Genomic DNA, 22,559 nt, shown 5'->3' with positions numbered 1-22,559 from the left:
GAACCCAAAACCATCTATACATGGTACCTTATTTACGCAAAACAACTTCTTCGGCTCCACTGGCCGTTTTCCGGCTCCTGTTTGGATTGATGCTCTTCGGGAGCATTGTCCGTTTCTGGAGCAACGGTTGGATTGCCGACTTGTACATTCAACCGCGTTACTTTTTCCCCTTTTATGGCTTCGAATTCGTGAAGCCGCTGGGCTCGTACACCTACGGGCTTTTTGCCGTTTGCGGCCTTTCGGCGCTGCTGGTCGCCATCGGCCTGTTTTATCGCGTGGCTATCATAAGCCTTTTTCTGAGCTTCACATACATTGAACTGATCGATAAGAGCACCTACCTGAACCACTACTATTTTACAAGTATGGTTTGTCTGCTGCTGATTTTTCTGCCTGCCCATGCTTATTTTTCGGTGGATGCTTACCGGCGTCGTAGTCTGGCCGCCGACCAGATACCGGCCTGGTGTCTCGACGCGCTGAAACTGTTGGTAACCATTCTGTATGTATACGCGGGTATGGCCAAGCTCAATAGCGACTGGCTGTTAAATGCGTTACCGCTTCGCATCTGGTTACCTGCCCACAATGACGTTCCCGTAGTTGGCTTTTTATTCAACTATTCCTGGGTACCCATTGCGTTTAGCTGGTTTGGATGCCTATATGATTTGAGCATTCCGTTCCTGCTTCGGTATCGGCCCACACGGCTCTGGGCCTATGCCGCCGTGGTGGTGTTTCATGGGTTAACCGCCTTTCTGTTTCCCATTGGCATGTTCCCATACATCATGATCGTGACAGCGCTGATCTTCTTTTCGCCCGGCTTTCACCTGACGATTGTTCGGACGATAAGCCATTGGTTAAAGATACCAGCCACTTTTCTGTTCATTCACCGAACGTACGTGTATCAGCCAGCCGCAGCCACCGGGATTCGTGCGTTCATAGGGCTTTTTTTTATTGTTCAACTGCTTTTTCCGCTCCGCTATTTGCTTTACCCCGGCGAATTATTCTGGACCGAACAGGGCTACCGGTTCTCGTGGCGGGTGATGCTGATGGAAAAAGCGGGCTACGCACAGTTTACGGTGCAGGACAACGCGGGGCACCGAACCATTGTGAACAACACGGAATTTTTGACGCCATTGCAGGAAAAAGTGATGGCTACCCAACCGGATATGTTGTTGCAGTACGCGCACATACTCCGGGATTATTACGCCCAGCACGGATTTCAGCAACCGGCCGTATACGTCGATTCGTATGTGGCGCTCAACGGCCGTCTGGGCCGCCCCCTGATTGACCCCAAAACGAATCTGGCTATCCAGCAGGACTCATTTATACACAAAGAGTGGATCACTCCCTTCAATGACAACATCTACGGTTTTTAGTTTTCTTAAGTCAGCGTTAACGGTTGACTTTTCCCACAAGAAGCGGCTAGTTTCGCTGGTTGTTCTCCTGTTTAGCAGCTTCTCAACGGCCAACGTCCTGGCGCAATACCAGCTTTCGGGAAAGGTCCAATCCCGTCAGGATAGTGTGGCGGTCAACGGCTGCACCATCTATTTGAACAATGGCAACCGCACGGCTTTAACGGATAGTCTCGGCCAATTCAGCTTTTTGAATCTGCCCGAGGGCGACTACATCCTGCACACGAGTTGTCCCGATTATAAAGCCGCCCGGCAGACTGTACGCATCGCCGGGCAGAATCAGTCCGTTGTGATTCGGGTCGTGAGCCGACTTGAAACCCTAAACGAGGTAACCGTTACCGACAGGCAATCTGATTTTGGGTTCACCCGGATGCGGGGCGTTGAGAATATGGGGATTTATGAAGGCAAAAAATCAGAAGTAATCATTCCGGATCAACTGGTGGCGAACCTCTCGACCAACAACGCCCGCCAGATTTATGCCCGTGTGGCTGGTCTGAACATCTGGGAAAATGAAGGAGCCGGTCTGCAACTCAGTGTTGGCGGTCGTGGCCTCGACCCGAACCGAAGTTCGAATTTCAACGTGCGCCAGAATGGCTACGACATCAGCGCCGATGCGCTGGGTTATCCGGAGAGTTATTACACCCCGCCGATCGAGGCCGTTGGGCGCATCCAGATCGTACGGGGCGCGGCTTCGCTTCAATATGGTACGCAGTTTGGCGGGTTGCTCAACTTCGTCATGAAAAAGCCCGTTACCGACCGAAAACTGGAACTGATTGCCCGCCAAACCATTGGGTCATTCGGCTTTTACAATGCCTTTACCAGTGCCAGTGGTACGGTTGGCAAGCTGAGTTATTACACCTTTTTTCAGTACAAGAAAGGCGATGGCTGGCGACCAAATTCCCACTTTACCAACTACATGGCCTTTGCCGATATCGACTATCGTTTCTCAGAAAAAACGACGATTGGCCTCGACTTCACCCAAATGAGTTACCTGGCTCAGCAACCCGGTGGCCTGACAGATGCCATGTTTCAGGAAAATCCACGGCAAAGCAATCGGGAACGCAACTGGTTTAAGGTCAACTGGACGATGCCCGCCCTGCATGTCGACCATAAAATCAACGCCAACAACGAAGTCAATTTGCGCGTCTTCGGCCTGTATGCGTATCGGTATTCGCTGGGGTTCCGTCCCAACCGCGTAGCCAGTGTCGATGATAACAGCGAACGTGATCTGATTAAAGGTGATTTCCAGAACTACGGTGCCGAAGCCCGGTACTTAAAGCGGTATTACGTGGGCAAACAACAGGCCGTTTTGCTGGTCGGAACCCGTTATTACCACGGCTACAACCACAGTATACAAGGCTTGGGCAGCACAGGGAAAGACGCCAATTTTTCGTTTGTCGACAACGAGCAGGGCATTGCGTCCGACTATCAGTTTCCGAACCGAAACGTATCGCTCTTTGCCGAAAACATCCTGTACCTGGGCGACAAGCTATCCATTACGCCGGGGGTGCGCTTCGAATACATCCACACCACCGCCAACGGTTTTTACGGCACCATTACGCGCGACCTGGCGGGCAACATCATCGACGCTACGCGTACCAATGAAGTACGCACCAACGGACGGCACTTTGTTATTGGCGGACTTGGCCTTAGTTATAAACCAATTGCCCAACTGGATATCTATGGCAACCTGTCGCAGAATTACCGCTCGATCACGTTCAGCGATATGCGGATTGCCAACCCCTCTTCGGTCATCGACCCCAATTTGCAGGATGAAAAAGGCTACTCCCTGGATCTGGGCATTCGGAGTACGCAAACCACACTGTACAATTTCGATGTCAGCGCCTTCTACCTCAATTATAACAACCGCATCGGCGAAGTTCAGTTCTACGATGCCAATGACCGCGTTCTTCGCCGACGGGGCAACATCGGGCAGGCCGTTATTATGGGACTGGAATCCTATGCCGAAGGCGATTTTCTGCGCTTAGCTAATCCGGGCAATCCAACGCTAAGTGGTGTTATGTTCGCGAACGTCGCGCTGATTCACTCGACCTACAAAGCCAGCGAAATTGCCGGGGTGGTTGGCAATCAGGTTGAGTTTGTGCCTAATGTAAACCTGAAAAGCGGTGTTCGGCTGGGGTACAAAAACCTGAAAGCATCATTTCAGTACACCTATCTCTCCGACCAATTTTCGGATGCAACCAACTCCCGCGAAGGGGGCGTTTCGGCGGTTATTGGCCTGATTCCGGCTTATTCCATCATGGACGCCAGCCTTTCGTATCAGTTCCGTCGGTTTCGGTTGGAGGGCAGTCTCAATAACTTGGCCAACCGGGCTTACTTCACCCGCCGGGCCACGGGCTATCCCGGGCCCGGCATTCTTCCTTCCGATGGTCGCGGGTTATACGTGACCATTCAGGCGAAGTTGTAAGTGACGCAAAGCGTTGTTCTACAGCCCTTCCATCGTCCTTACCACAATGGTAGAGTTTCCGTTATCCTTTTTTTGTTCATACGCCATCAGTACGCCGTGTTTCGTAGCGAGCACTGCCGGATAAGTCGCGTTAACCGTTTCAGGGGTAATGTACGTCGTAGCACTGGACTTCCCCTGGGCGAAAGTCCGCATGCCGATTCGCTGCACGAAGGAGCCCATTTCGCCCGAGCCGTCCGTCGAGATGGCTTCATCCCAGACCCAGACAAGCTGATCGCCAGCAGTAGCCACCTGCGGATGTTTTGCCCGGCTGGAGAGCACACTCGACGCCAGCTTTTTGGAGCCCAACTGCGCCAGCCGCAAACCAACGGCCTCTTCTTTTCCCGAGAACCAGGTCATCAACAGATCATTACCCAACTGCGCCACCACCGGACCCGCGTGCGGGCAGGCATTGACCTGCCAATGGTCGGCATAGACCACCTGGGGCTTGCTGAACGTTTTGCCACCATCCGTCGACACAACGGTACTAATGTCGCGGGAAGCGACTTCGCCGGTTTTGGCCGCAGGCAACAGATCGCGGTAGGTCAGGTGAATGTTTTTCTTCGCGTCGACAAACACGTTCGTCCGGCAACATTGACAGGCATTGTTATCGACCAGTACCGCCGGACCAAAGCCTTTCCCTTTCGTTGTTTGCGCGAATACGACCGGGCGCCCCTCCTGACCAGCCAGTTTTTCATCGAGCCAAACGATGCCAATTTCACCCGTAGGCAAGCGAGTCAGATCACTGAAGGAATGACTGCTGCCGGGTGCCGTATTCTGATGAACGGGCTTAGGATCAGCCCAGGTTTTGCCATGATCTGCCGACATCGTGTAGAGCAGATCACCCGCAAACCGGGATTCCTTTGTGGGATTGGGCACTTCAAAAACCGCTACCAGCGTCCCGTCGGCTTTCACCGCCATTTTAGGCATACCTTCCGCATGTGTTGACAAATTGGCGGGGGCTTTCACACGGACTTTCTCGCCAAAGGGCTGTCCATCTGCTGCTATGGCGAAGTAAAAAGCGGCTTCTTTTTCGTTGATTTTCTCTACCCAACTCAATAGCGGAGCCCCATTGGCATCGGTTGTCAGCCGGGGAACGGCACCCACAAACTGAGGGTCAGATACCGTGGTCTCGGTCAGAGGTTTTTCAGCCGCCAGGCCAAAAAGGAGCAAGGAAATAAATAAGCTTTTCATCGTTCGTTTTTTTATGGCAACGAGCGTAGCGTCTTCCAACAAACTCGCCCACACCCGTTGCCATTACTGATTTAGTTTCCTGAGAAATTATACTGAACCCCAACCACAATCGTGCGGGGTGCTGCTGGGGTATAGGTGGTTCGGTCGGTGGCGTTGTTTCCCCTTGTCGCGTTGGTAGCAAAAAGAGCATTGGTCACATTGAGGGCATTCGAAAATACTTCGATGCCTTTCCACTGGTAACCCACCCGAACATTGGCAAAATCGTAGCCATCATACCGAACCGTGTTGGTCTGGTTTTGATACCAACCCGCCACATGCTGCCACTCCACCGACGTCCGGAAGTTCTTCAGCCAGGATGGATAATAGCTTATTTCGGTATTCCAGATCGTTCGCGGAGCCGAGGGCATGTCTTTTCCATTCACATTTTGAACGGCGTCCGACGATCGCTGGCTCAGCGTAAACTCCACAAACTGGTGGACGGCATGTGTACCGCCAAATCGAAAAAATACCTGCTTCGATGGTCGGTAGGTAATCCCGAGTTCAACACCCCGGTGCCGTGTTTTACCAGCCGACTGGTAGTCGGTTGAGTTATCGGGTTGGCGGATGTTGAGAAGCTCGTTTGTGCCATTCATTTGATAGAGCGCGGCATCCACATATACTTTGTTGTTCAGCAACGAGGCCCAGCCCCCAATCTCCATATTGTCGAATTTGGCGGGCTGGAGGTTATAGTAAAACAGATCGCCGGTAGCGGTTGGCGTAGTGCGCTTGAGAAAAATTGCGGTAAGCGCCGGGGGCGAAAAGCCCTTTGCGTAGTTGGCATATAAGCCGCGGCCCCGTCCCAGATCAACGGTTGCTCCGATTTTAGGCGTTACCTGACTGTAGGCCTTCCCACCCGAACTTTTGTCCAGTGCGTTGGTATAATCGAAAGCCATCCGGTCGTACCGGAGGCCGGCAGATACCCGTAGTTTGGCCAATGGCTCGAACTCATATTGTAGGTAAGCCGCCGTATTATGAATATCAGCCTGATAGTTGGCCAACTGAATATCGGGCCGTTCGGCAATCTGCGTATACGTTTCAACTGATTTTTTATCGGGTCGCAGTTGCGCCGTCAAATTAGTCTGGTAAGCCAGATAGGTGTTGGGCGAGAGGTCAAGGGTAGTACCGGCAATGAGCTTGCTGTTCAGGAAGTTCAGCTTTTGCGTATGCTGCGCGATAAAGCCATAACTTTTAAAATCGTTGCTGTTGATCTGCCCCGTAGCCGTGGTAGCGCCCGTTGTCCAGCGGATCGAATAGGCTGGATTTTGAGCAACCGTATTGTTTCGAACAAAGGCCGTCAGGAACGACTGCGAACCGTTCGTCCAATCGTGTTCCAGCGTCAGACGACTACGCAGGGAAACCGTTTTCCGATACGTAAAATCGGTCGTACTCACGTATTGACGGGCGAAAAAAGCGGTACTGTCGACACTGCCGCTGGTCTGCGAATTGTAGTTGTTATACGAAAAAGTGCCCGTTAGCCGGGTCCTGGCCGTAAACGCGTATTCGAGTCGGGTAAAATACGACGACTTGTCGTAGTCGGAACTGGCTAACCACGCGTTGCGCTGACGCGAGACAAAGCCGCCAACATAGATGCCGAACTTGCCCTGGGTAGCGCCCGCGCCAACCTGCACGCGCTGGTAGCCCCACTGATCGGCCTGAATACCGATACGGGCCGTGGGGACGGCCGTTGGCCGCTGGGTGATAAAATTCACGGCTCCGCCTACGGCTTCCGGCCCGTAAATGGACGAAACGGGGCCTTTGACTACCTCGATGGAGCTAACCGTAAACTGATTCATTTCGAGAAGGGCGTTGTGATTAAACACGCCCATTGGCCGAATGGGAACGCCATCTTCCATGTACAGAAAATAGGCGTTGGTCGTCATTGGCTGGCGAATGGCCATCATGTGCTGCTCATTGTTGAGGTTCACCATAAGCACCCCCGGGGTTTTGTTGATGACTTCGTAAATGCTCATAGGCTTGGTCTCGTTGATCAGCCGGGCCGATAATTTGGAAATCGCAATGGGTGTTTCGGTACGCAGCGCGGCTTCTCTGTTCGCCGTTACGACCACCGTTTGCAGGTCTTCCACGGCCGGTTCGAGGGCAATACGAACCGGCTGATCGGCCAGTAGACTGACCTCCTGTTTCCGGTATCCAACCGCTGATACGGTAATCCTATTGCTATCGCGCGGCAGTATAAAATGGCCATTACCGTCGGTACTTGTGCCTTTACCATCCGGGAATACCAGCGTTACACCCGGTAATGGCTCTTTGGTTTGGGCGTCGAAAACAAGCCCCTGATTGACAGCTTGCGCCGATGCAAACAAGGTAATATTGACCCATAACCCTACGGCTATGAGTACTCTAAAAATATTCATGATACTAGTTTAAGTCGTGAAAATGAGAAGAAACACTCAACCGCCGAAGCGGCCCGACTCAACTTTTTGGCGGGTGAAACAGACTCGTTACACAAGCCACAGAAGACGCTAAATAGTAAGAAAAGAAATGGGACGATAGTACTGAAATCCAGACTGGACAAAATTGAAAAGGCACACTCGTCTGGCAAAACAGCTGAAATACAGGCATACTCTGTACACACTCGGTTGTTTCTTTATCCTGTTTGTCCTGCCGTGCTTTCAGTTGTTTGGCCAGGTAACATTGCCCATCACAGTGAAGTTGAGGCTTATCCCGATTCTGGCACAGGACACGAGCAATGTAGGCTTTGTTCAACTGGTAGTGCGCAATAATTCCCCACTGGCTGACGGTCGGCAGCAGTGTGGCCAGTAAAAGACAATAGATAATGACCGTACGCATGGGGGACGTTTTAACAGAACGAAGCCGGATCAACATGGGTGATTACCGGACATAGGCCGTTGGGCGTTGCTTGAAACGGTCTTTGCACATTTTGGAACAGAACTCATACGGTTTCCCTGCGTAGGTCGCCGTATCGGTCACGCCGGATGACAACGGCATTTTACAAACGGGATCAATGGTAGACGCTAAAGCGAAGGGCTTTTTGATAGCGTTCGGCGTTGTTGAGTGAGCCGGTTTTTTGCCGGATTTTGCTGCGGGGTCCTGTATAAAGGCAACCGAAAATACGGCCAGCCACAGGCCGCATAAAGCGTAACGAATCGTACGGTTCATGGAGTGTTTACATCAGATAATGGATACGGCAGCACCCTTGTCGCTTAATGGACAAGCGTTACTTTGCTGCAAAGCAGGCCGTAGCCCCGTCCTCATCAGGCGGAAACTAAAGCTAATCCAGGAAGCTGATTAAACTTGGGGCGGTCGGAAAAGGCCCGATAATGGAGCCAGGTAAGCCGGGAATTGATACGTCGAAAAAGCGACCGACACCCGGTCGAACCCGTGCTGACGAAACTGAAACGGCAGATTCACCTGGCAAAACAGGTGTAAAACGGGTGTATTCTGCACGCGCTCGGTCGTTTCCTTATCCTGTCGGTCCTGTTGGGCTTTCAGTTGTTTGGCCAGGTAACATTGCCCGTCGCAGTGAAGCTGGGGCTTATCCCGATTTTCGCAGAGGACACGGGCAATGTACGCTTTATTGACCTGATAATACGCAATGGTTCCCCACGAGCTAACGGTCGGCAGTAGCGTCGCGATAAGGAGGATATAAACCAGTGCGTTTTTCATTCAAGCGCAAAGGTAGGGCGGGATTTTGGTGATCTGTCAGACAGCAGTCAAAAAGTTTGTGCAATTGCTAAGTCGTTGCGGTTCGCACCGGCATCGCTCGTTCATACAATCCGAATTGGCTTTTTATCCTCATCGAGCGCCACAAACGTAAACGTTCCGTGAATAGCCTGATGACGCTCCATCGAATACATTTCCTCAACGAAAATCTCGACCGCAATTCGAATACTGGTGTTGCCGACATGATCGACCCGGCCAACCAGTTCAATGATCGTACCGGCCGGGATCGACTTGGTAAAATTGATTTTGTCGGATGAAACGGTCACCATCCGTTTACGGGAAAAGCGGGTGGCGGCAATGAAGGCAACTTCATCCATCAGTTGCAGTGCCGTACCCCCGAACAAGGTATCGTAATGATTGGTTGTACTCGGGAAAACTGCTTTGAAGATTCGTGTTTCAGCGGCCGCAATCCGGTCGTCTATTGATTGGGGCTCATTAATGGCCATTGATTAATTTAGTTAGTTTTTCCCGATGGGATTTTTGGTTGTATTCAGCTCGTAAAGCCAGCAGGCAGTCGGCGCATAAACAGCCTTCATACAGGGAACGTATATACTGATGCTGGTCGTCGGTTAGGGTAAGTGTCTGGCACTGGCACAGGTTAATGCTGCCTACGCGGCACTCGAAATGGCGCTGGCAGCGCGGACAGCCAACGTGTTCGTGCTTAGTGGTCGATGTAAGACTCATCAAATGGAACCTCCTCCTCGAAAGCGATAAAGTTGACGACCTCCTTCTGCCGGTTCATGATCGGTCGAATAATAAGCTGACACCAATACGGTGACTGATCTTTTCGATGGTTAAGGACCACCTCACTGACTGACTTCCGCTGAGCAATGGCTTCCCGAATGCGTTGACGAACCTTGGGGGAAGTAGACTCCCCCTGCAAGAAATTGGGTTTACGGCCAATGGCTTCATAATTTGCGTAGCCCGTCATCTTTTCGAAACCTGAATTCACGTATTGTATTATCTGATCGGTATCCGTGATTACAAGTGTCCATTTGTCGCTCAACAAATCATGCCGAACCGGAGCCGTTAAAGCCCAGTCCTGGGCTTTGGCCAATGCCCGCCATCCGGCATCCCCGACAAAGGAATCAGGCCGCTGTCTGAACTCCCAACCAGCCAGCAGGGGCGTGCACAGGGATGGCCGATACTGAGCGGCAATCTGTTTGTCGTATGGTCCGCAGAAGTTCATAGTGGCGAAAATAGGGTCTTCTTCCGACTAATAACAGAAGACCATTATTTATTATACTGATTCCTTAACTAATTCGCGGACGTTTCGGGTAGCTTGTCTCCCATTTTTTGTTGCTGCCAGGAAAAAGAGCAGCCGCCGTCGGGCCAAAAACTCTGCGGGTATGCAGCCTGATCGACTTCCTTAGCTTCGCCTACATGGCTGGGCAGATTTAGCCAGATGGGCGATCTCGTTCGCTGCCGAACGCCATGTGCCTATAATACATCAACCAAATGGCGTTAATCCAAAAGCGACAGGGCGCCTTTTTTGACTACCTGTTGCATTCATTCACGTTTTACCTTTGCGGGCATGAACCGGTTGCTTTATCTTTTTTCGGTATGGCTATTGCTTCTGACGGGTTTGCCCTGTCCGGATGCAGAATGTCATGCGCATACGGATAAGGTTGCCCAAACGGCGGGGGCTCACTCCGACGATGAGCACGAACACAAAGCCCCCTGTAGTCCCTTTTGCCATTGTGCTACTTGCCCCGGTTTTTCTGTACCCCGGCCGTTCAGTTATGCTCGTCCATCCGAACTGAGCGCCACAATTCCATTCCGGCTGGTATTCACGTATCACTCGCCCAGTCAGGCCACGGTTCTTTCTGCCGTCTGGCAGCCCCCAAAATACTAAGCGTTTTTTCGTGGATTTCTTCGCGGCCGATCATCCATCGGCTGGATTGTTCCTTGTATTCTCCATACACGATGAAAAACGTTTTTCCAGTTCTACTGGTGGCTATGGCCAGTGTTAGCGGAGTCGCCTATTCGCAGGATACCCTCCGCATTTCTGTTCGCCATGCCGCCACGCAACAACCCATTCCCGGTGCCACCGTTGTTCTGATCGGCACGACCACTGGCACGACCACTGATGTCGGTGGATATGCCCAGCTTTATGCACCGCCTGCCACCACGCACCAAATTCGGGTTTCGGCCGTGAGCTTTCAATCAGTTACCCAGACAATAGCTGTGCCAGTCCGAGATACGATTCGCATAGCGCTCGAAACAGCCGAGGAAGCGCTGGAGGAAGTTACCGTCTCATCAACGCGCGGGGGCCGTAACGTTGCCGATGAGCCCACCCGCGTTGAAGTGATCGACAGGGAAGAGCTGGACGAAAAAGCAAACATGCAACCAGCCAACATCGCGGTGATTCTCCGCGAAAGCCCGGGCATTCAGGTGCAGCAAACTTCCGTTATGTCGGCCAACGCTACCTTTCGGATTCAGGGCCTGGATGGGCGCTATACCCAGCTTCTGCAGGACGGCCTTCCTCTATACAGCGGCTTTTCGAGCGGCCTGAGCCTGATGCAGGTGCCGCCCCTGAACCTGAAACAGGTGGAGGTCGTTAAAGGCTGTCAATCAACACTGTATGGCAGTGGGGCTATTGCGGGTTTAGTCAATCTGGTCACGAAGGAACCTACCCGCGAGCGGGATCTTTCCTTTTTGATCAACGGGACCTCGGCGCTGGGCCTCGACCTGAACGGCTACTATGCCCAACGGAATGAAAAAGTAGGGCTAACGCTCTACGCAACCCGTAATCTGCAACGTGCTTACGATGCCAATGCCGATCAGTTTTCGGACTTGCCCCAAACAGCGCGAACCACGCTGCAACCAAAATTATTCTGGTATCCAAATCCTACAACGACCGTATCAGCGGGTTTGATCTGGTCTGACGAACAACGCACGGGCGGCTACCTGCCAACCATCAAAAGCGAATCGACCTCCGGCTACACGGAAGCCAATAACTCGCAACGATTAGCGACTCAATTCAGACTGGAAAAACGGTTTGCGAACGGACTTCTAACGATCAAAAATAGCATCAGTCGCTTTAAACGGGCCATTGTGTTGCCCACGTATCGATTTGACGGATTGCAGCAATCCTCGTTCTCCGAAATCAGCTACTTCACTCATCAGCCCAAATCGGACTGGATTGCGGGGCTGAATCTCTGGACGGATACGTTTCGTGATGCTAACCCAATCCGTTTACCTGCGCCAGCCGATGTTTATCACCAGACCATCACTGGACTTTTCGTACAGAACACGCTGACCCTATCTGAACAGCTAAGCCTGGAAACCGGTCTGCGTGCCGATGTTGTCAATACGAGCACCAGCAACCAGGCTGACCCGGGGCGATCAACGGTATTTTTGCTGCCCCGGTTCTCGCTTCTGTACCGTGTATCCGATCGCTGGACAAGCCGGCTGGGGGGCGGGCTGGGCTACAAAGCACCGACTATTTTTACGGAAGATGCCGAACGGCTATCATTTCAGGGAGTCGACTTACGGTCCATCCGCAGCGATCAAACGGAGTCGTCTATGGGAGCTAACTGGGATATTAATTACCGGACTAAACTGGGCGACGAAACCACACTGTCCATCAATCAGTTATTCTTTTACACAAAACTGAACCGACTGACGGTATTGAGCCCTCAACCGAATGGCTATGAGTTTCGGACGGCCAATGGGTCTCTATCGACGCGCGGCTTTGAAACGAACATCCGGCTGGTGTATCATGATTTTCACACGTTCCTGGGTTACTCGTTTATTGATACGCAACGCCGATATGACGACCTGACCGGTATAACACCCTTGACGGCCAAACACCGGCTGTATTTTACATCGCTCTATGAAACGGATCGAATCAAGACCGGTTTTGAAGCGTTTTATACCGGACAGCAGCAACGGACGAACGGAACAACCACGCGGGATTACTGGACCATAGGCTACATGATCGAACGTAAATGGAGTTTCAATACGGGGCCAGGCCGGGCCAATCCAGGCCGGACCAATCCAGGCCGGACCACAAAAGGGAGTATTTTCCTTAATTTCGAAAATATTCTGGATGTGCGCCAGTCCCGGTTCGAATCGTTGGTTGGTGGCTCCGTTAGCCAACCGACTTTTGTTACGGATATTTACGCCCCAACCGACGGGCGAATCATTAATGGCGGTATTAAACTGAACTTATAACCATGGCTCACGATCATACTCACGACCACGCAGGCCACCACCACGGCCCCACCGTATTGACGTCCATCAACAGGGCGCTGATTATCGGGGCTATTCTGAACGCAGTCTATGTTGTTGTGGAGTTCGTTCTGGGATTCTATTACAATTCGCTCGCCCTCGTTGCCGACGCGGGCCATAACCTGAGCGACGTGGCCAGCCTGTTGCTGTCGCTGCTTGCCTTTCGCCTGGCACGGGTTCGCCAGACGCCAAGTTTTACGTATGGCTTTCGAAAAAGCACGGTACTGGCATCGCTCACCAATGCCGTTATTCTATTGATCACCATCGGTGCCATTTTGTGGGAAAGCATCAGTCGGTTCCGGCATCCCGAACCGGTGGCGGGTGGAGCCGTAGCCTGGGTTGCGGGATTGGGAATGCTGGTCAATGCCGCATCGGCCATGCTGTTTTTCCGGGATAAAGAGCATGATTTGAATGTCAAAGGGGCCTACCTCCACCTGGCAACCGATGCGCTGGTATCACTGGGCGTGGTCGTATCAGGCATCGTTATCAGTTATACCGGCTGGACCTGGCTCGATCCGGTTATTGGTATTCTGGTTGCTGCCGTGATTATGGGCTCTACCTGGCGTTTGTTGACGGATAGCCTGCGACTTTCGATGGATGGTGTGCCAACGGACATCGACCTGCCAACCGTATTGGCTGACCTACGGGCGGTATCGGGTGTGCAGGATGTGCATCATGTACACGTATGGGCGATGAGTACCACCGAAAACGCCTTAACGGCTCACCTGGTACTGCAACCCGGCCTCTCCGATTCGCAGATTGCCGCTCTCAAACACGATGCCCGCCACCGGCTCGAACATCAGAAAATCAGCCACGCTACGCTCGAAACGGAGACCTCGACGAAAGATGAATGTAAAACGGAAGTCTGTTAGGGCTACACTTGCCCGATTCTGTTCCTGTTGAATCGGGTTGGTATCGTGGCCAACGCTGGCCCTCCGGAATGAAAACTAAATTATAGCTCAAAGCCATAATCCCGCTCCACTTTGCACACACGGACTTTATAACATTCATACCAGCGTTCGCGGCCTATTTGTTGGGCAATTCGATGGTCGAACATTTCTCTCCAGATTCGGATCGACTCCAGGCTTTCCCAGTAAGATACCGTAATACCGATTTCGGTCCGGGCAGATTCAACGCCGAGAAAACCCGGTTGTGCATGAGCCATCTCGACCATTCGGGTGGCCATATCCGCGTAACCGTCCTCAAAATCCGTTCGGATGGAGGTAAAAATGACGGCGTAATAAGGTGTATCCGGTGTAATAGCAATCATCTGACGAAGATAATTCATAGCTGGCGCTATTTTACAAATGCAACTATGTTGCATTTGTAAAATAGCGCCTTACCTTTGCACGGAACTAAACAAGCAGCTATGGAAACGAATCTTCTTTTTGATGTGATCGTCGTAGGTGGCAGTTATTCTGGTCTGAGTGCAGCTATGACATTAGGGCGTTCTTTGCGAAAGGTGCTCGTGATCGACAGCGGTAAACCCTGCAATCGACAGACGCCCCACTCGCATAATTTTTTAACTCAGGATGGGGAGACACCCGCCAACATTGCGGCTATTGCCCGGGAACAGGTTCTTCGCTACCCTTCTGTTTCGTTTCTTTCCGATTTGGCCATTAAAGCTGCTTCAGACCCGGATGGCTTCCTGATTGAAACCGCCGGTGGTCAAGAATTTAAGTCCCGAAAGCTAATTTTGGCAACCGGCGTTGAGGACCTGATGCCACCCATCCCCGGATTTGCCGAATGCTGGGGTCGTTCTGTCCTACACTGTCCATATTGCCACGGTTACGAAGTGGCTGGTCAGCGACTGGGTATTCTAGCCAACGGCGACACGGCTTATGAACTGGTTCGTCTTATTCAACACTGGAGTCCCAAGCTGGCCCTGTTTACCAACGGACCCGCAAGCCTCACGCCAGAACAGCGCCGAATCATCGACCAGCTTAACGTACCCGTTATGGATGAGCCCCTTTCCGCCATAGCGCACGAGCAGGGCAACCTGACAGAACTTCAGTTTGCCGATGGGCCTGCCTATGCAATAGATGCCTTATATAGTCGGGTGCCGTTCCGGCAGCATTCCGATCTGGCCGAACAGCTCGGATGCGCCATGACCGAGTCAGGTTTGATCAATACCGCCGGGTTCGGAAAAACCAACGTGCCGGGTGTATACACAGCGGGGGACAACAGTTCGCCAATGCGCCAGGTATCCATGGCCGTAACCAATGGTAGTCTGGCTGGAGTCTGGGTAAATCGGGAATTGATGGAAGAAGATTTATCTACCCGCCAAATACAGGTAGCTGTTTAAGTTTGTGGATACGCTGGCTGGCTCACAACGGATAAATATGTTACCGGCGCTTCATGAGGATATAGGCCCCGGCGGTTACCAGTCCACCAAACAGATACCAGCCAACGGTCATGGCAGCCGTGGCTGTCGTGCGGCTGCTGGGGGCCTTTCCTAATCCCATGGGACCGGGCAACGCTACGGCGCCAACGCCCGCAGCCAGGCCTAAAGCCGCTCCGGTCAGTAACGCATCGTTTGGTTTAGCCAGCCCAATCAGGCTGTAATAGATGGCGTTGGAGACAATATCACCGCCCAGTGCCCAATCGTGCAGTTCTTCATCGGCCGGCGGTTCTTCATCGACCTTGTTCATCATTTTCTTAATGGCTCGCATGCCCAGGATGTCGGCACGGGGCGCTTCTGGAATAAACTGACGGGCCGTTTCGTGGAGAGCCGTCAGCGCGCAGGCGCCTGCCAAACCACTGCCCAATGATTGCAGGATAGTTTTGTTTATGTCGGTCATAGGTGCTTAACTTGTAAGCCCGTGCAAATGTTAATGACCCTCCTAAACCTGACCATTCCGTGCGATTTCCATTCTTACGTTTCCTGCTGGTCGGCTCCTTTTTTTTCACCATTCAGCCAGCGCTCGGCCAGCAAAAACTGAGCGCAGAACAACCGAACGCAGCCCGACCGAACGCGGCCCGAACCTACTGCAATCCGATGGACATAAGCTATCGGTACAATTTTGAGCAGTTGAACGAGAAAATTTCTTACCGTTCCGGGGCGGACCCGGTCATTATCAACCACAAAAATGAATACTACCTTTTTGTGACCATACAGGGCGGCTGGTGGCATTCGAAAGATCTGGTAAACTGGCATTACATTGTTCCTGATAAATGGCCGATGGAGGATATGTGCGCCCCGGCGGCTCTATCTGTCCGCGACACGCTGTACCTCTTTCAGTCGACATTTGAGCAACGGCCTATTTTTTATTCGACGGAACCGGAGAAAGGAAAACTCAAGTTCCTGAATCGCTGGATGCCGCGACTACCCAAAGATATTGGCCCCTGGGACCCGGCTCTGTTTCACGACGATGACACCGACAAATGGTATATGTACTGGGGTTCATCGAACGTGTATCCGCTTTTCGGCGCCGAACTGGACAAAAAACGCAACCTGACTTACGCTGGCAATAACCCGGCAGCATCGTACAAGGCTATGCTCTGGCTTGATCCATACAAACACGGCTGGGAACGCTTTGGCCCCAATCACTCCGACCCATTCAAGCCGTTTATGGAAGGTGCCTGGATGACTAAGTACAAAGGCACCTACTATCTGCAATACAGCGCTCCCGGCACGGAATACAACGTATATGGCAACGGTACGTATGTGAGTAAAGACCCGCTGGGGCCATTCGAATATGCACCCTACAATCCTATTGCCTACAAACCAGGCGGGTTCGCCACGGGCTGTGGCCATGGCAACACGTTTCAGGATAATTTCGGCAATTACTGGAATACGGGCACAACCTGGATTGGCCATAATTGGGGCATGGAACGACGCATCGTGATGAATCCGGCCGGCTTTGATAAAGACGATCACCTGTTTGTCAACACGCGGTTCGGGGATTTCCCGCACTACCTGGCCACAAAAGCCGGACAGACCAGCGACGAGTTATTTACGGGCTGGATGCTCCTCTCCTATCGTAAACCAGCGGTCGCATCGTCGACGTTCAGGGCATCGGCCGTCGATACATTATCAGCCGACAAAACGACGGATGAAAACCCACGTACGTTCTGGGTAGCGGCCCGGAATAAACCCGGCGAAACCCTGACTCTCGATCTGGGTGCGGAACGCGACGTTCAGGCGGTTCAGGTGGATTACATCGACTACCGCCAAACCATTTATGATTCTGATTCGACGGTCTATACGCAGTTCAAAATACTGACCTCAACCGATAACAAAAAGTGGACAGTTGCCGCAGATCTGACCGATACGCCGGACCACAAAGTTCCTAAACGCGACCGGGCCTGCGCTTATGTTGAACTGGAGAAACCAACTCGGGCGCGCTACGTGCGCTACGAACATGTGTATGTCGCAGGATCACATCTGGCCATTAATGCGTTTCGGGTATTTGGCAATGGCCTGGGCAAGGTACCGGCTACGCCCGCAACCCTAACGGCAAAGCGACAAAAAGACCAGCGTAATGCCGATCTTTCCTGGAGCAAAGTGCCGGGTGCCGTGGGCTACAACATACGCTGGGGCATTGCTCCTGATAAACTCTATCAAACATACCAGTTCTGGAACGACCAGCCTAACACATTCGAGCTACGGGCGTTAAACGTTGGGGTACCGTATTATTTTGCCATCGAGGCTTTTGACGAAAACGGCGTGTCGGCATTAAGTAACGTAATCGACGACGGTTCCGGATTAGGGAAGAAGTGATGATGGCTGATGGCGCGAAGCAAGCGCTTCGCGCCATCAGTGCCAAAGGAACTCATTATCCACAACTCAGGATTTAAGACAATAAGACCATGACGTTTTCTTTCCGAAACGACCAGACGGAGGTTGCCATTAATATCCTACGTGAAGTTGGCCAATGGCTTGTCGACAATGACCGCGAACTCTGGAATGTCGACAAACTCACCGCTGAAAACCTGTTGGATGAGTATACCACAAACAACCTGTATGTGATGTATGCCGACCTCAACAGTGGAGCAGGCCCGGAACCGGCTGCGGTTTTCATTCTGCAGTGGGAAGATCCGCTCTACTGGCCCGAGGTACCCGCCAACACATCGGGTTTTATTCACAAACTCGCCATTCGACGGCCTTTCAGCGGGTAGAATTTATTCGCAGAAATCACCAGATTTTGTCGGGATGAATGCCTGAAGCGGGGAATCAACACCTTACAACTCGAAACCGATGCCACCCGCCCCAAGCTTATGCAGTTCTACGAACGGCATGGTTTTGAACCAACATACCAACGCACTGTTCATGAATTTGGCCAGTCATTTCTGTGCCAATTTTATATACTGACATTTTGATAGCGCGAAGCGCTTGCTTCGCGCTATCAGCTTACAAACTTTTTATATGCCAATCCGTCGGCCCGCCCGCGATTATCGTTTGATTCATATTTATGCCATTATTTTTATTGATGTCATAGTAGGCTCGGCTTTAGGGCCAATTTTGCCGGAATTTGTCAAGGGTCTGCAACGGCCGCAGCTGTGGCTTGCGGTGGGTACGGCACTTTTTCTGGGGATGCAACTGTTCTCCGCGCCCTTGCTCGGTAAACTATCCGATGGCTATGGCCGACGACCGATTTTCATTATTTCGGCCATTGGTACGTTTCTCGCCGACTGCCTGCTGCTACCCGTGCGAGTCGGCTATTACTTCGCCAACCGGATAAGCGATGGGACCACAAACGGCATGTACGCCACTGTCCGGTCGGCCATAACAGACATTTCACCCAAAGAGAGCCTTTTCAAAAACCTGGGTATCGAGGGAGCTATTATCTCGCTTGGCTTCGTGATTGGGCCGGCTGCGTCAGGTCTGTTGCTCACGACCTTCGATGTTGTGCAGGGCAGTCAGGCCAGGGTGGTGGCGATTATGGCCGTTAGTCTGTCAGGTCTGAATATGGTTTTGAGCTGGCTCCTGCGCGAAACCCATTCGAATCTGCCCGAACGGTCCGAGGCTTCGGTAGAGCTGGCCGCGCTGAAAATGGAACTGATCCAGTCGCTGAATGTACACACACTCTGGACCCGCCTGCTGGCTAAGGATCGACACTATAACGGCTTAAAGAAACTCGTCATGATGCAACTGGCGCTTACACTCAGCACCGGCTATTATTTCTACTTTGTCACCTTCGTCAGTTTCGGCGCCCTGCAAATGGATGCGAAGGACATCTCCTATTTCTTCATGTATTTCGGCGCGTTGAGCGTTGTCATCAGCTACGTATTTTATACCTACATCGCCGACCGGATCAACCAGCGACGGGGCATTTTCTGGCTCGCGCTGCTGGGCGCTCCCATCTTGGGCGCCTACGGTCTGGTGGGCACCTCAACGCTATGGCTCTATATTCTGGTCACCATCGACTGTCTGACATTCTCCCTCATTCAGGGGCTGATTGAGGGGCTGATGGCGCAGCTAACGACGGATGAAGACCGGGGCGAAATCTTTGGGATCAACCAGGCCCTGCAAGGGGTCGCCAGTTTTGTAACAACACTCGTATTCGGGGGGTTATCCCTGCTCGACTTACGGCTGCCCTTCGGGTGGTTTGCCGCCTGTCTTTCGGTAGTGGCCTGGCTGGCCTGGGAACGGAACCACATCCCCGGCACACAAATGCGCCAATGAACGGAAGACCGTTCAGACCCTATTTATACACACATCCCTTAGTAACGAACCTCCTGAATGGCTACTACCTTTTTAAGCGCCGAATGGCGAAACCTGATCTTTGCCAACTACGTCCTGGACCGTAAGGTGCTGGAGCCGCTGGTTCCTTATGGTACGGAGCTGGATGAGTTTAATGGCGTTTGCTATGGTAGCCTGGTCGGGTTTTATTTCCAGCGGGTCAAGCTGCTGGGTAGACTACCGGTGCCGTTTCACACGGAATTTGAAGAATTCAATCTCCGCTTCTATGTCCGTCGCAAAACCCAAACCGGCTGGAAACGGGGAGTAGTTTTCGTTAAAGAAATTGTACCGAAATTAGCGATTTCGCTGGTAGCCAATACGCTCTATGGCGAACCGTATGCCACTCATCCCATGCGGCACCGCTGGGAAACCAATGAACAAACGCAGCATATCCGCTACGAGTGGAAAGTAGGCTCGTCCTGGAATCATATCGAGATCAGCGCAGATCGGCTTGGGCACCCGTTGGTAGCGGACAGCGAAGAAGCGTTCATCACGGAGCATTACTGGGGGTATACAGGTCGGGGCGTCCGTCGTACATCCGAGTATGAAGTAGTGCACCCTACCTGGTCGATCTTCCCCGTGACTACCTACGATGTACGCTGTGACATAGCGACACTGTACGGCAGCCAGTTTGCGCCATTTTTTGACCAGCCACCCCGTTCGATCTTTCTGGCCGATGGGTCAGCCGTCACCATAAAGTCAGGGGCTGCGGTTATTTAATGAGCCGTATTTAATCCCTTTTCCTCAGTACCGGAAACTGGGATATCCGCAGTGTGGTACAACCATACGGCACCAGAATGACCTCCTCTTCTTCTTTTTCGGTCACCATGCCGTAGGTGATACTGTAGGGGATGGGGCCTGTCATTTCGTTGTATAATTGCCAGGAGGGAATTCGCCGGGCTTTCAGTCGGATTTCGCTAGGTGCATTTTCCAGATTCCATGGATAGCTGGCCACCTCTTTGACCTGCGTTACGTTTACAGCCTTTTCTACGTTAGCGTCGGGAACGTCCACTAGCCCGTAGTTCCAGGCTGTAGTAGGGCGCACTTCAAGATACTGGCTTCCATAATCGATGGGGTCCTTGTCGTTCGTTACCGTTTTCCACTCCTCACCCAGTTTAAGGGCATAGGTCAGCGGGCCTCGCTCCACCGAAATCGAGTTCTCATACCACTGATTTTTAAAGACGTGCATGGGCAATGTCAACTCAACAACATCACCCGATTTCCATTCCCGGGATACCACGACAACTTGATTACCAGCGGATTCCTTCCAGCGTTTGCCGTTTACAGTAACGGTCGCTTTTGTGCACCAGGCCGGAATGCGCAGATGAAAAGGAAAGGCAACCGACTTTACGCTTTTATCGGTCGTCAGCGTAAACTTTATGGTTTCGCGAAACGGATAGTTCGTTTCCTCCATAAATTTGACTTCCGTGCCATTCGCCACAAACGCGTTGACTTCGCTGGGCGAATACAACAAGGCAGCCAGCCCTCTGTCGGCGGTAGCATACCAGAGATTCTGGGTGAACTTGGGCCAGCCCTGGTGCATGTTGGAGGTACAACAGGGATAGCCAGTCAGCAAGCCGATGCAGCCATCTGTACCGCCGTGATTGACATCAAAATTCCGGATATGGCGCGTGAGCTGTACCTGATTGGCCTGCTGAAAATACTGGCGGCCCATAAAATCGTCGCTGATTTGCGCGGGCAGCGCATTAAAAGCGATTTTCTCCAACTGGTCAGCGTAGGCAATACCGCCCGTAATACCGAGCATACTTTCCAGACTGAACATCATTTCTACAGCCGTGCATAATTCGGATCCCTGGGTCGGGTTGTTGCCATGTAGGGCCTCATCGCCCCCGTATAAACCGTGTGCCATGCCGTTGTAACGGCGAATATCGGCCATACCCTTATTGACCGCCTGTACGTACTTCGGGTCGGCATGGTGCTGGTAATAAATCAACGGCTCCTTGATGCCCTGCGCAAGATTCACGCAGTGGATGCTCCCCTCCTGCGATAAGAAATTGGTATTCAGAAAGCTACCTGTATAATCGAACGTTTGCTTATGCAGCAGATCAGCCAGCCGGAGCAGGAAGGCATCGCCCGTTATGTTGTACAGCCAGTAAACGACCATCAGGTTATCGCCACCCCGGTAGCGCGCCCAGAACGTCCAATGGTCGAGCGGATGAGTCGGCAGTTGCTGCAACTGATATTTGAAATAACGAGTCATCAGGGTGATCACCCGCTGATCGCGGGTTGCCGAATAATATTGTTTCAGAATTTTGAGCATGACCATTTTTGGCCACCAATCCTGACAATTGTCCCGTTGAACACCCGCTTCCTGCGGGTAGTCTTTCAATGGTCCGAAGTAGCCATTGGGCTGCTGACTGGCAATGGCCCACTCGATCCAGGGTTTGGTTTTAGCGATCAGTTCCTGGTCCTCCAGGAGATAGGCCAGCGGCAAAAGACCGTCAATCCAGTAGGGTCCACGCTCCCACTGGTCGCCATCGCCACCGAGCCAGCCGTTGCGCCGACCCATCACAAGCGGATACAGTTCGTCCAGATGGCCGGAAGCTCCATTTTTTTGCCGCACAAGCATTTCCTTTAACCAACCCTGCGCTTTGATGGCGCCCAACGGCAATTCGATATACGGGTTGGGTCGCAACGGTTTGCGGTTGTTGATATAACCCGCAAACGTATCTTTCTTTTTGATGGCTTCCGGCTGAGCACGGGCATGAATGAGGATACCGAAAAACAGCAGCAATAGACTAGTTATTCGCATAAACAGAGCGTGGTTCAACGACTACAATAAGATTAGCCCAGGTGAATTATACTCCGTTCA

General features: G+C 52.2%; 21 protein-coding genes. 10 read left to right on the top strand and 11 right to left on the bottom strand.

From position 1 onward, the window contains the following. The first annotated feature begins 20 nt into the window (after nucleotides 1-20). Together ACYVAM_RS06305 and ACYVAM_RS06300 are read left to right on the top strand one after the other, a co-directional pair. The gene (locus tag ACYVAM_RS06305) at nucleotides 21-1,370 is read left to right on the top strand and encodes an HTTM domain-containing protein (RefSeq protein ID WP_461065049.1); all 1,350 of its coding nucleotides are present in this window, start codon (nucleotides 21-23) and stop codon (nucleotides 1,368-1,370) included. Beyond that, complete coding sequence (locus ACYVAM_RS06300) at nucleotides 1,348-3,834, top strand: TonB-dependent receptor domain-containing protein (protein WP_461065047.1); 2,487 nt, start codon at nucleotides 1,348-1,350, stop codon at nucleotides 3,832-3,834. The genes ACYVAM_RS06305 and ACYVAM_RS06300 overlap by 23 nt, the downstream gene beginning before the upstream one ends. Before the next feature lie 18 nt (nucleotides 3,835-3,852). Here ACYVAM_RS06300 and ACYVAM_RS06295 read toward each other — a convergent pair whose 3' ends face one another. The 8 genes from ACYVAM_RS06295 to ACYVAM_RS06260 form a co-directional block, all read right to left on the bottom strand. Beyond that, on the bottom strand, nucleotides 3,853-5,064 hold the full coding sequence (locus tag ACYVAM_RS06295) for a sialidase family protein (RefSeq protein WP_461065045.1): 1,212 nt from the start codon (nucleotides 5,062-5,064) through the stop codon (nucleotides 3,853-3,855). Between the two features lie 71 nt (nucleotides 5,065-5,135). Continuing rightward, a complete protein-coding gene (locus ACYVAM_RS06290) occupies nucleotides 5,136-7,475 on the bottom strand; it encodes a TonB-dependent receptor (RefSeq protein ID WP_461065043.1) in 2,340 nt (779 codons plus the stop codon). A gap of 58 nt (nucleotides 7,476-7,533) precedes the next feature. Then, the gene (locus ACYVAM_RS06285) at nucleotides 7,534-7,911 is read right to left on the bottom strand and encodes a hypothetical protein (RefSeq protein ID WP_461065041.1); all 378 of its coding nucleotides are present in this window, start codon (nucleotides 7,909-7,911) and stop codon (nucleotides 7,534-7,536) included. A 42-nt stretch (nucleotides 7,912-7,953) separates the two neighbouring features. Next, entirely contained in the window at nucleotides 7,954-8,241 is a 288-nt protein-coding gene (locus tag ACYVAM_RS06280) for a YHS domain-containing protein (RefSeq protein ID WP_461065039.1), read from the bottom strand. A gap of 129 nt (nucleotides 8,242-8,370) precedes the next feature. After that, nucleotides 8,371-8,748, bottom strand: a complete 378-nt coding sequence (locus ACYVAM_RS06275) for a hypothetical protein (RefSeq protein WP_461065037.1) — start codon at nucleotides 8,746-8,748, stop codon at nucleotides 8,371-8,373. Nucleotides 8,749-8,849: 101 nt separating this feature from the next. Beyond that, nucleotides 8,850-9,251, bottom strand: coding sequence for an acyl-CoA thioesterase (locus ACYVAM_RS06270; RefSeq protein ID WP_461065035.1), 402 nt, complete (start codon nucleotides 9,249-9,251; stop codon nucleotides 8,850-8,852). After that, entirely contained in the window at nucleotides 9,241-9,489 is a 249-nt protein-coding gene (locus ACYVAM_RS06265; RefSeq protein WP_461065033.1) for a cysteine-rich CWC family protein, read from the bottom strand. Before ACYVAM_RS06265 ends, ACYVAM_RS06270 begins: the two co-directional genes overlap by 11 nt. Continuing rightward, entirely contained in the window at nucleotides 9,467-9,994 is a 528-nt protein-coding gene (locus tag ACYVAM_RS06260) for a PAS domain-containing protein (RefSeq protein WP_461065031.1), read from the bottom strand. The genes ACYVAM_RS06265 and ACYVAM_RS06260 overlap by 23 nt, the downstream gene beginning before the upstream one ends. Before the next feature lie 345 nt (nucleotides 9,995-10,339). Between ACYVAM_RS06260 and ACYVAM_RS06255 the strand changes: the two genes are divergently transcribed. From ACYVAM_RS06255 to ACYVAM_RS06245, 3 genes are all read left to right on the top strand, one after another. Continuing rightward, complete coding sequence (locus ACYVAM_RS06255; protein ID WP_461065029.1) at nucleotides 10,340-10,660, top strand: hypothetical protein; 321 nt, start codon at nucleotides 10,340-10,342, stop codon at nucleotides 10,658-10,660. A 71-nt stretch (nucleotides 10,661-10,731) separates the two neighbouring features. Continuing rightward, nucleotides 10,732-12,984 carry a TonB-dependent receptor gene (locus ACYVAM_RS06250; RefSeq protein ID WP_461065027.1) on the top strand — a complete coding sequence of 751 codons (2,253 nt, stop codon included), beginning with the start codon at nucleotides 10,732-10,734 and terminating at the stop codon, nucleotides 12,982-12,984. A gap of 2 nt (nucleotides 12,985-12,986) precedes the next feature. Beyond that, nucleotides 12,987-13,913: a cation diffusion facilitator family transporter gene (locus tag ACYVAM_RS06245; RefSeq protein WP_461065025.1), complete on the top strand. Its 927-nt coding sequence runs from the start codon at nucleotides 12,987-12,989 to the stop codon at nucleotides 13,911-13,913. Between the two features lie 80 nt (nucleotides 13,914-13,993). On the opposite strand, the gene ACYVAM_RS06240 is transcribed toward ACYVAM_RS06245, so the two are convergent. Then, the gene (locus ACYVAM_RS06240; RefSeq protein ID WP_461065023.1) at nucleotides 13,994-14,329 is read right to left on the bottom strand and encodes an antibiotic biosynthesis monooxygenase family protein; all 336 of its coding nucleotides are present in this window, start codon (nucleotides 14,327-14,329) and stop codon (nucleotides 13,994-13,996) included. Nucleotides 14,330-14,410: 81 nt separating this feature from the next. Here ACYVAM_RS06240 and ACYVAM_RS06235 point away from each other — a divergent pair, with 81 nt between their 5' ends. Beyond that, nucleotides 14,411-15,346, top strand: a complete 936-nt coding sequence (locus tag ACYVAM_RS06235; RefSeq protein WP_461065021.1) for an NAD(P)/FAD-dependent oxidoreductase — start codon at nucleotides 14,411-14,413, stop codon at nucleotides 15,344-15,346. A 40-nt stretch (nucleotides 15,347-15,386) separates the two neighbouring features. Here the strand turns inward: ACYVAM_RS06235 and ACYVAM_RS06230 are convergent, their stop codons facing one another. Next, nucleotides 15,387-15,842, bottom strand: a complete 456-nt coding sequence (locus tag ACYVAM_RS06230; RefSeq protein WP_461065019.1) for a hypothetical protein — start codon at nucleotides 15,840-15,842, stop codon at nucleotides 15,387-15,389. A 59-nt stretch (nucleotides 15,843-15,901) separates the two neighbouring features. Here ACYVAM_RS06230 and ACYVAM_RS06225 point away from each other — a divergent pair, with 59 nt between their 5' ends. The 4 genes from ACYVAM_RS06225 to ACYVAM_RS06210 all read left to right on the top strand — a co-directional run bounded on the left by ACYVAM_RS06225 (nucleotide 15,902) and on the right by ACYVAM_RS06210 (nucleotide 20,446). Further along, nucleotides 15,902-17,764, top strand: coding sequence for a family 43 glycosylhydrolase (locus ACYVAM_RS06225; protein ID WP_461065017.1), 1,863 nt, complete (start codon nucleotides 15,902-15,904; stop codon nucleotides 17,762-17,764). An 89-nt stretch (nucleotides 17,765-17,853) separates the two neighbouring features. Further along, on the top strand, nucleotides 17,854-18,162 hold the full coding sequence (locus ACYVAM_RS06220; RefSeq protein ID WP_461065015.1) for a hypothetical protein: 309 nt from the start codon (nucleotides 17,854-17,856) through the stop codon (nucleotides 18,160-18,162). Between the two features lie 247 nt (nucleotides 18,163-18,409). Beyond that, entirely contained in the window at nucleotides 18,410-19,669 is a 1,260-nt protein-coding gene (locus ACYVAM_RS06215; protein WP_461065013.1) for an MFS transporter, read from the top strand. Between the two features lie 57 nt (nucleotides 19,670-19,726). Next, nucleotides 19,727-20,446 (top strand): YqjF family protein, encoded by a 720-nt coding sequence (locus ACYVAM_RS06210; RefSeq protein WP_461065011.1) that lies wholly within the window; start codon nucleotides 19,727-19,729, stop codon nucleotides 20,444-20,446. A 10-nt stretch (nucleotides 20,447-20,456) separates the two neighbouring features. On the opposite strand, the gene ACYVAM_RS06205 is transcribed toward ACYVAM_RS06210, so the two are convergent. Continuing rightward, complete coding sequence (locus ACYVAM_RS06205; RefSeq protein ID WP_461065009.1) at nucleotides 20,457-22,499, bottom strand: beta-L-arabinofuranosidase domain-containing protein; 2,043 nt, start codon at nucleotides 22,497-22,499, stop codon at nucleotides 20,457-20,459. Nucleotides 22,500-22,559 lie beyond the last annotated feature (60 nt).

This window comes from Spirosoma horti (genome assembly GCF_054776595.1).
This window is presented reverse-complemented; position numbering and strand designations above follow the sequence as displayed.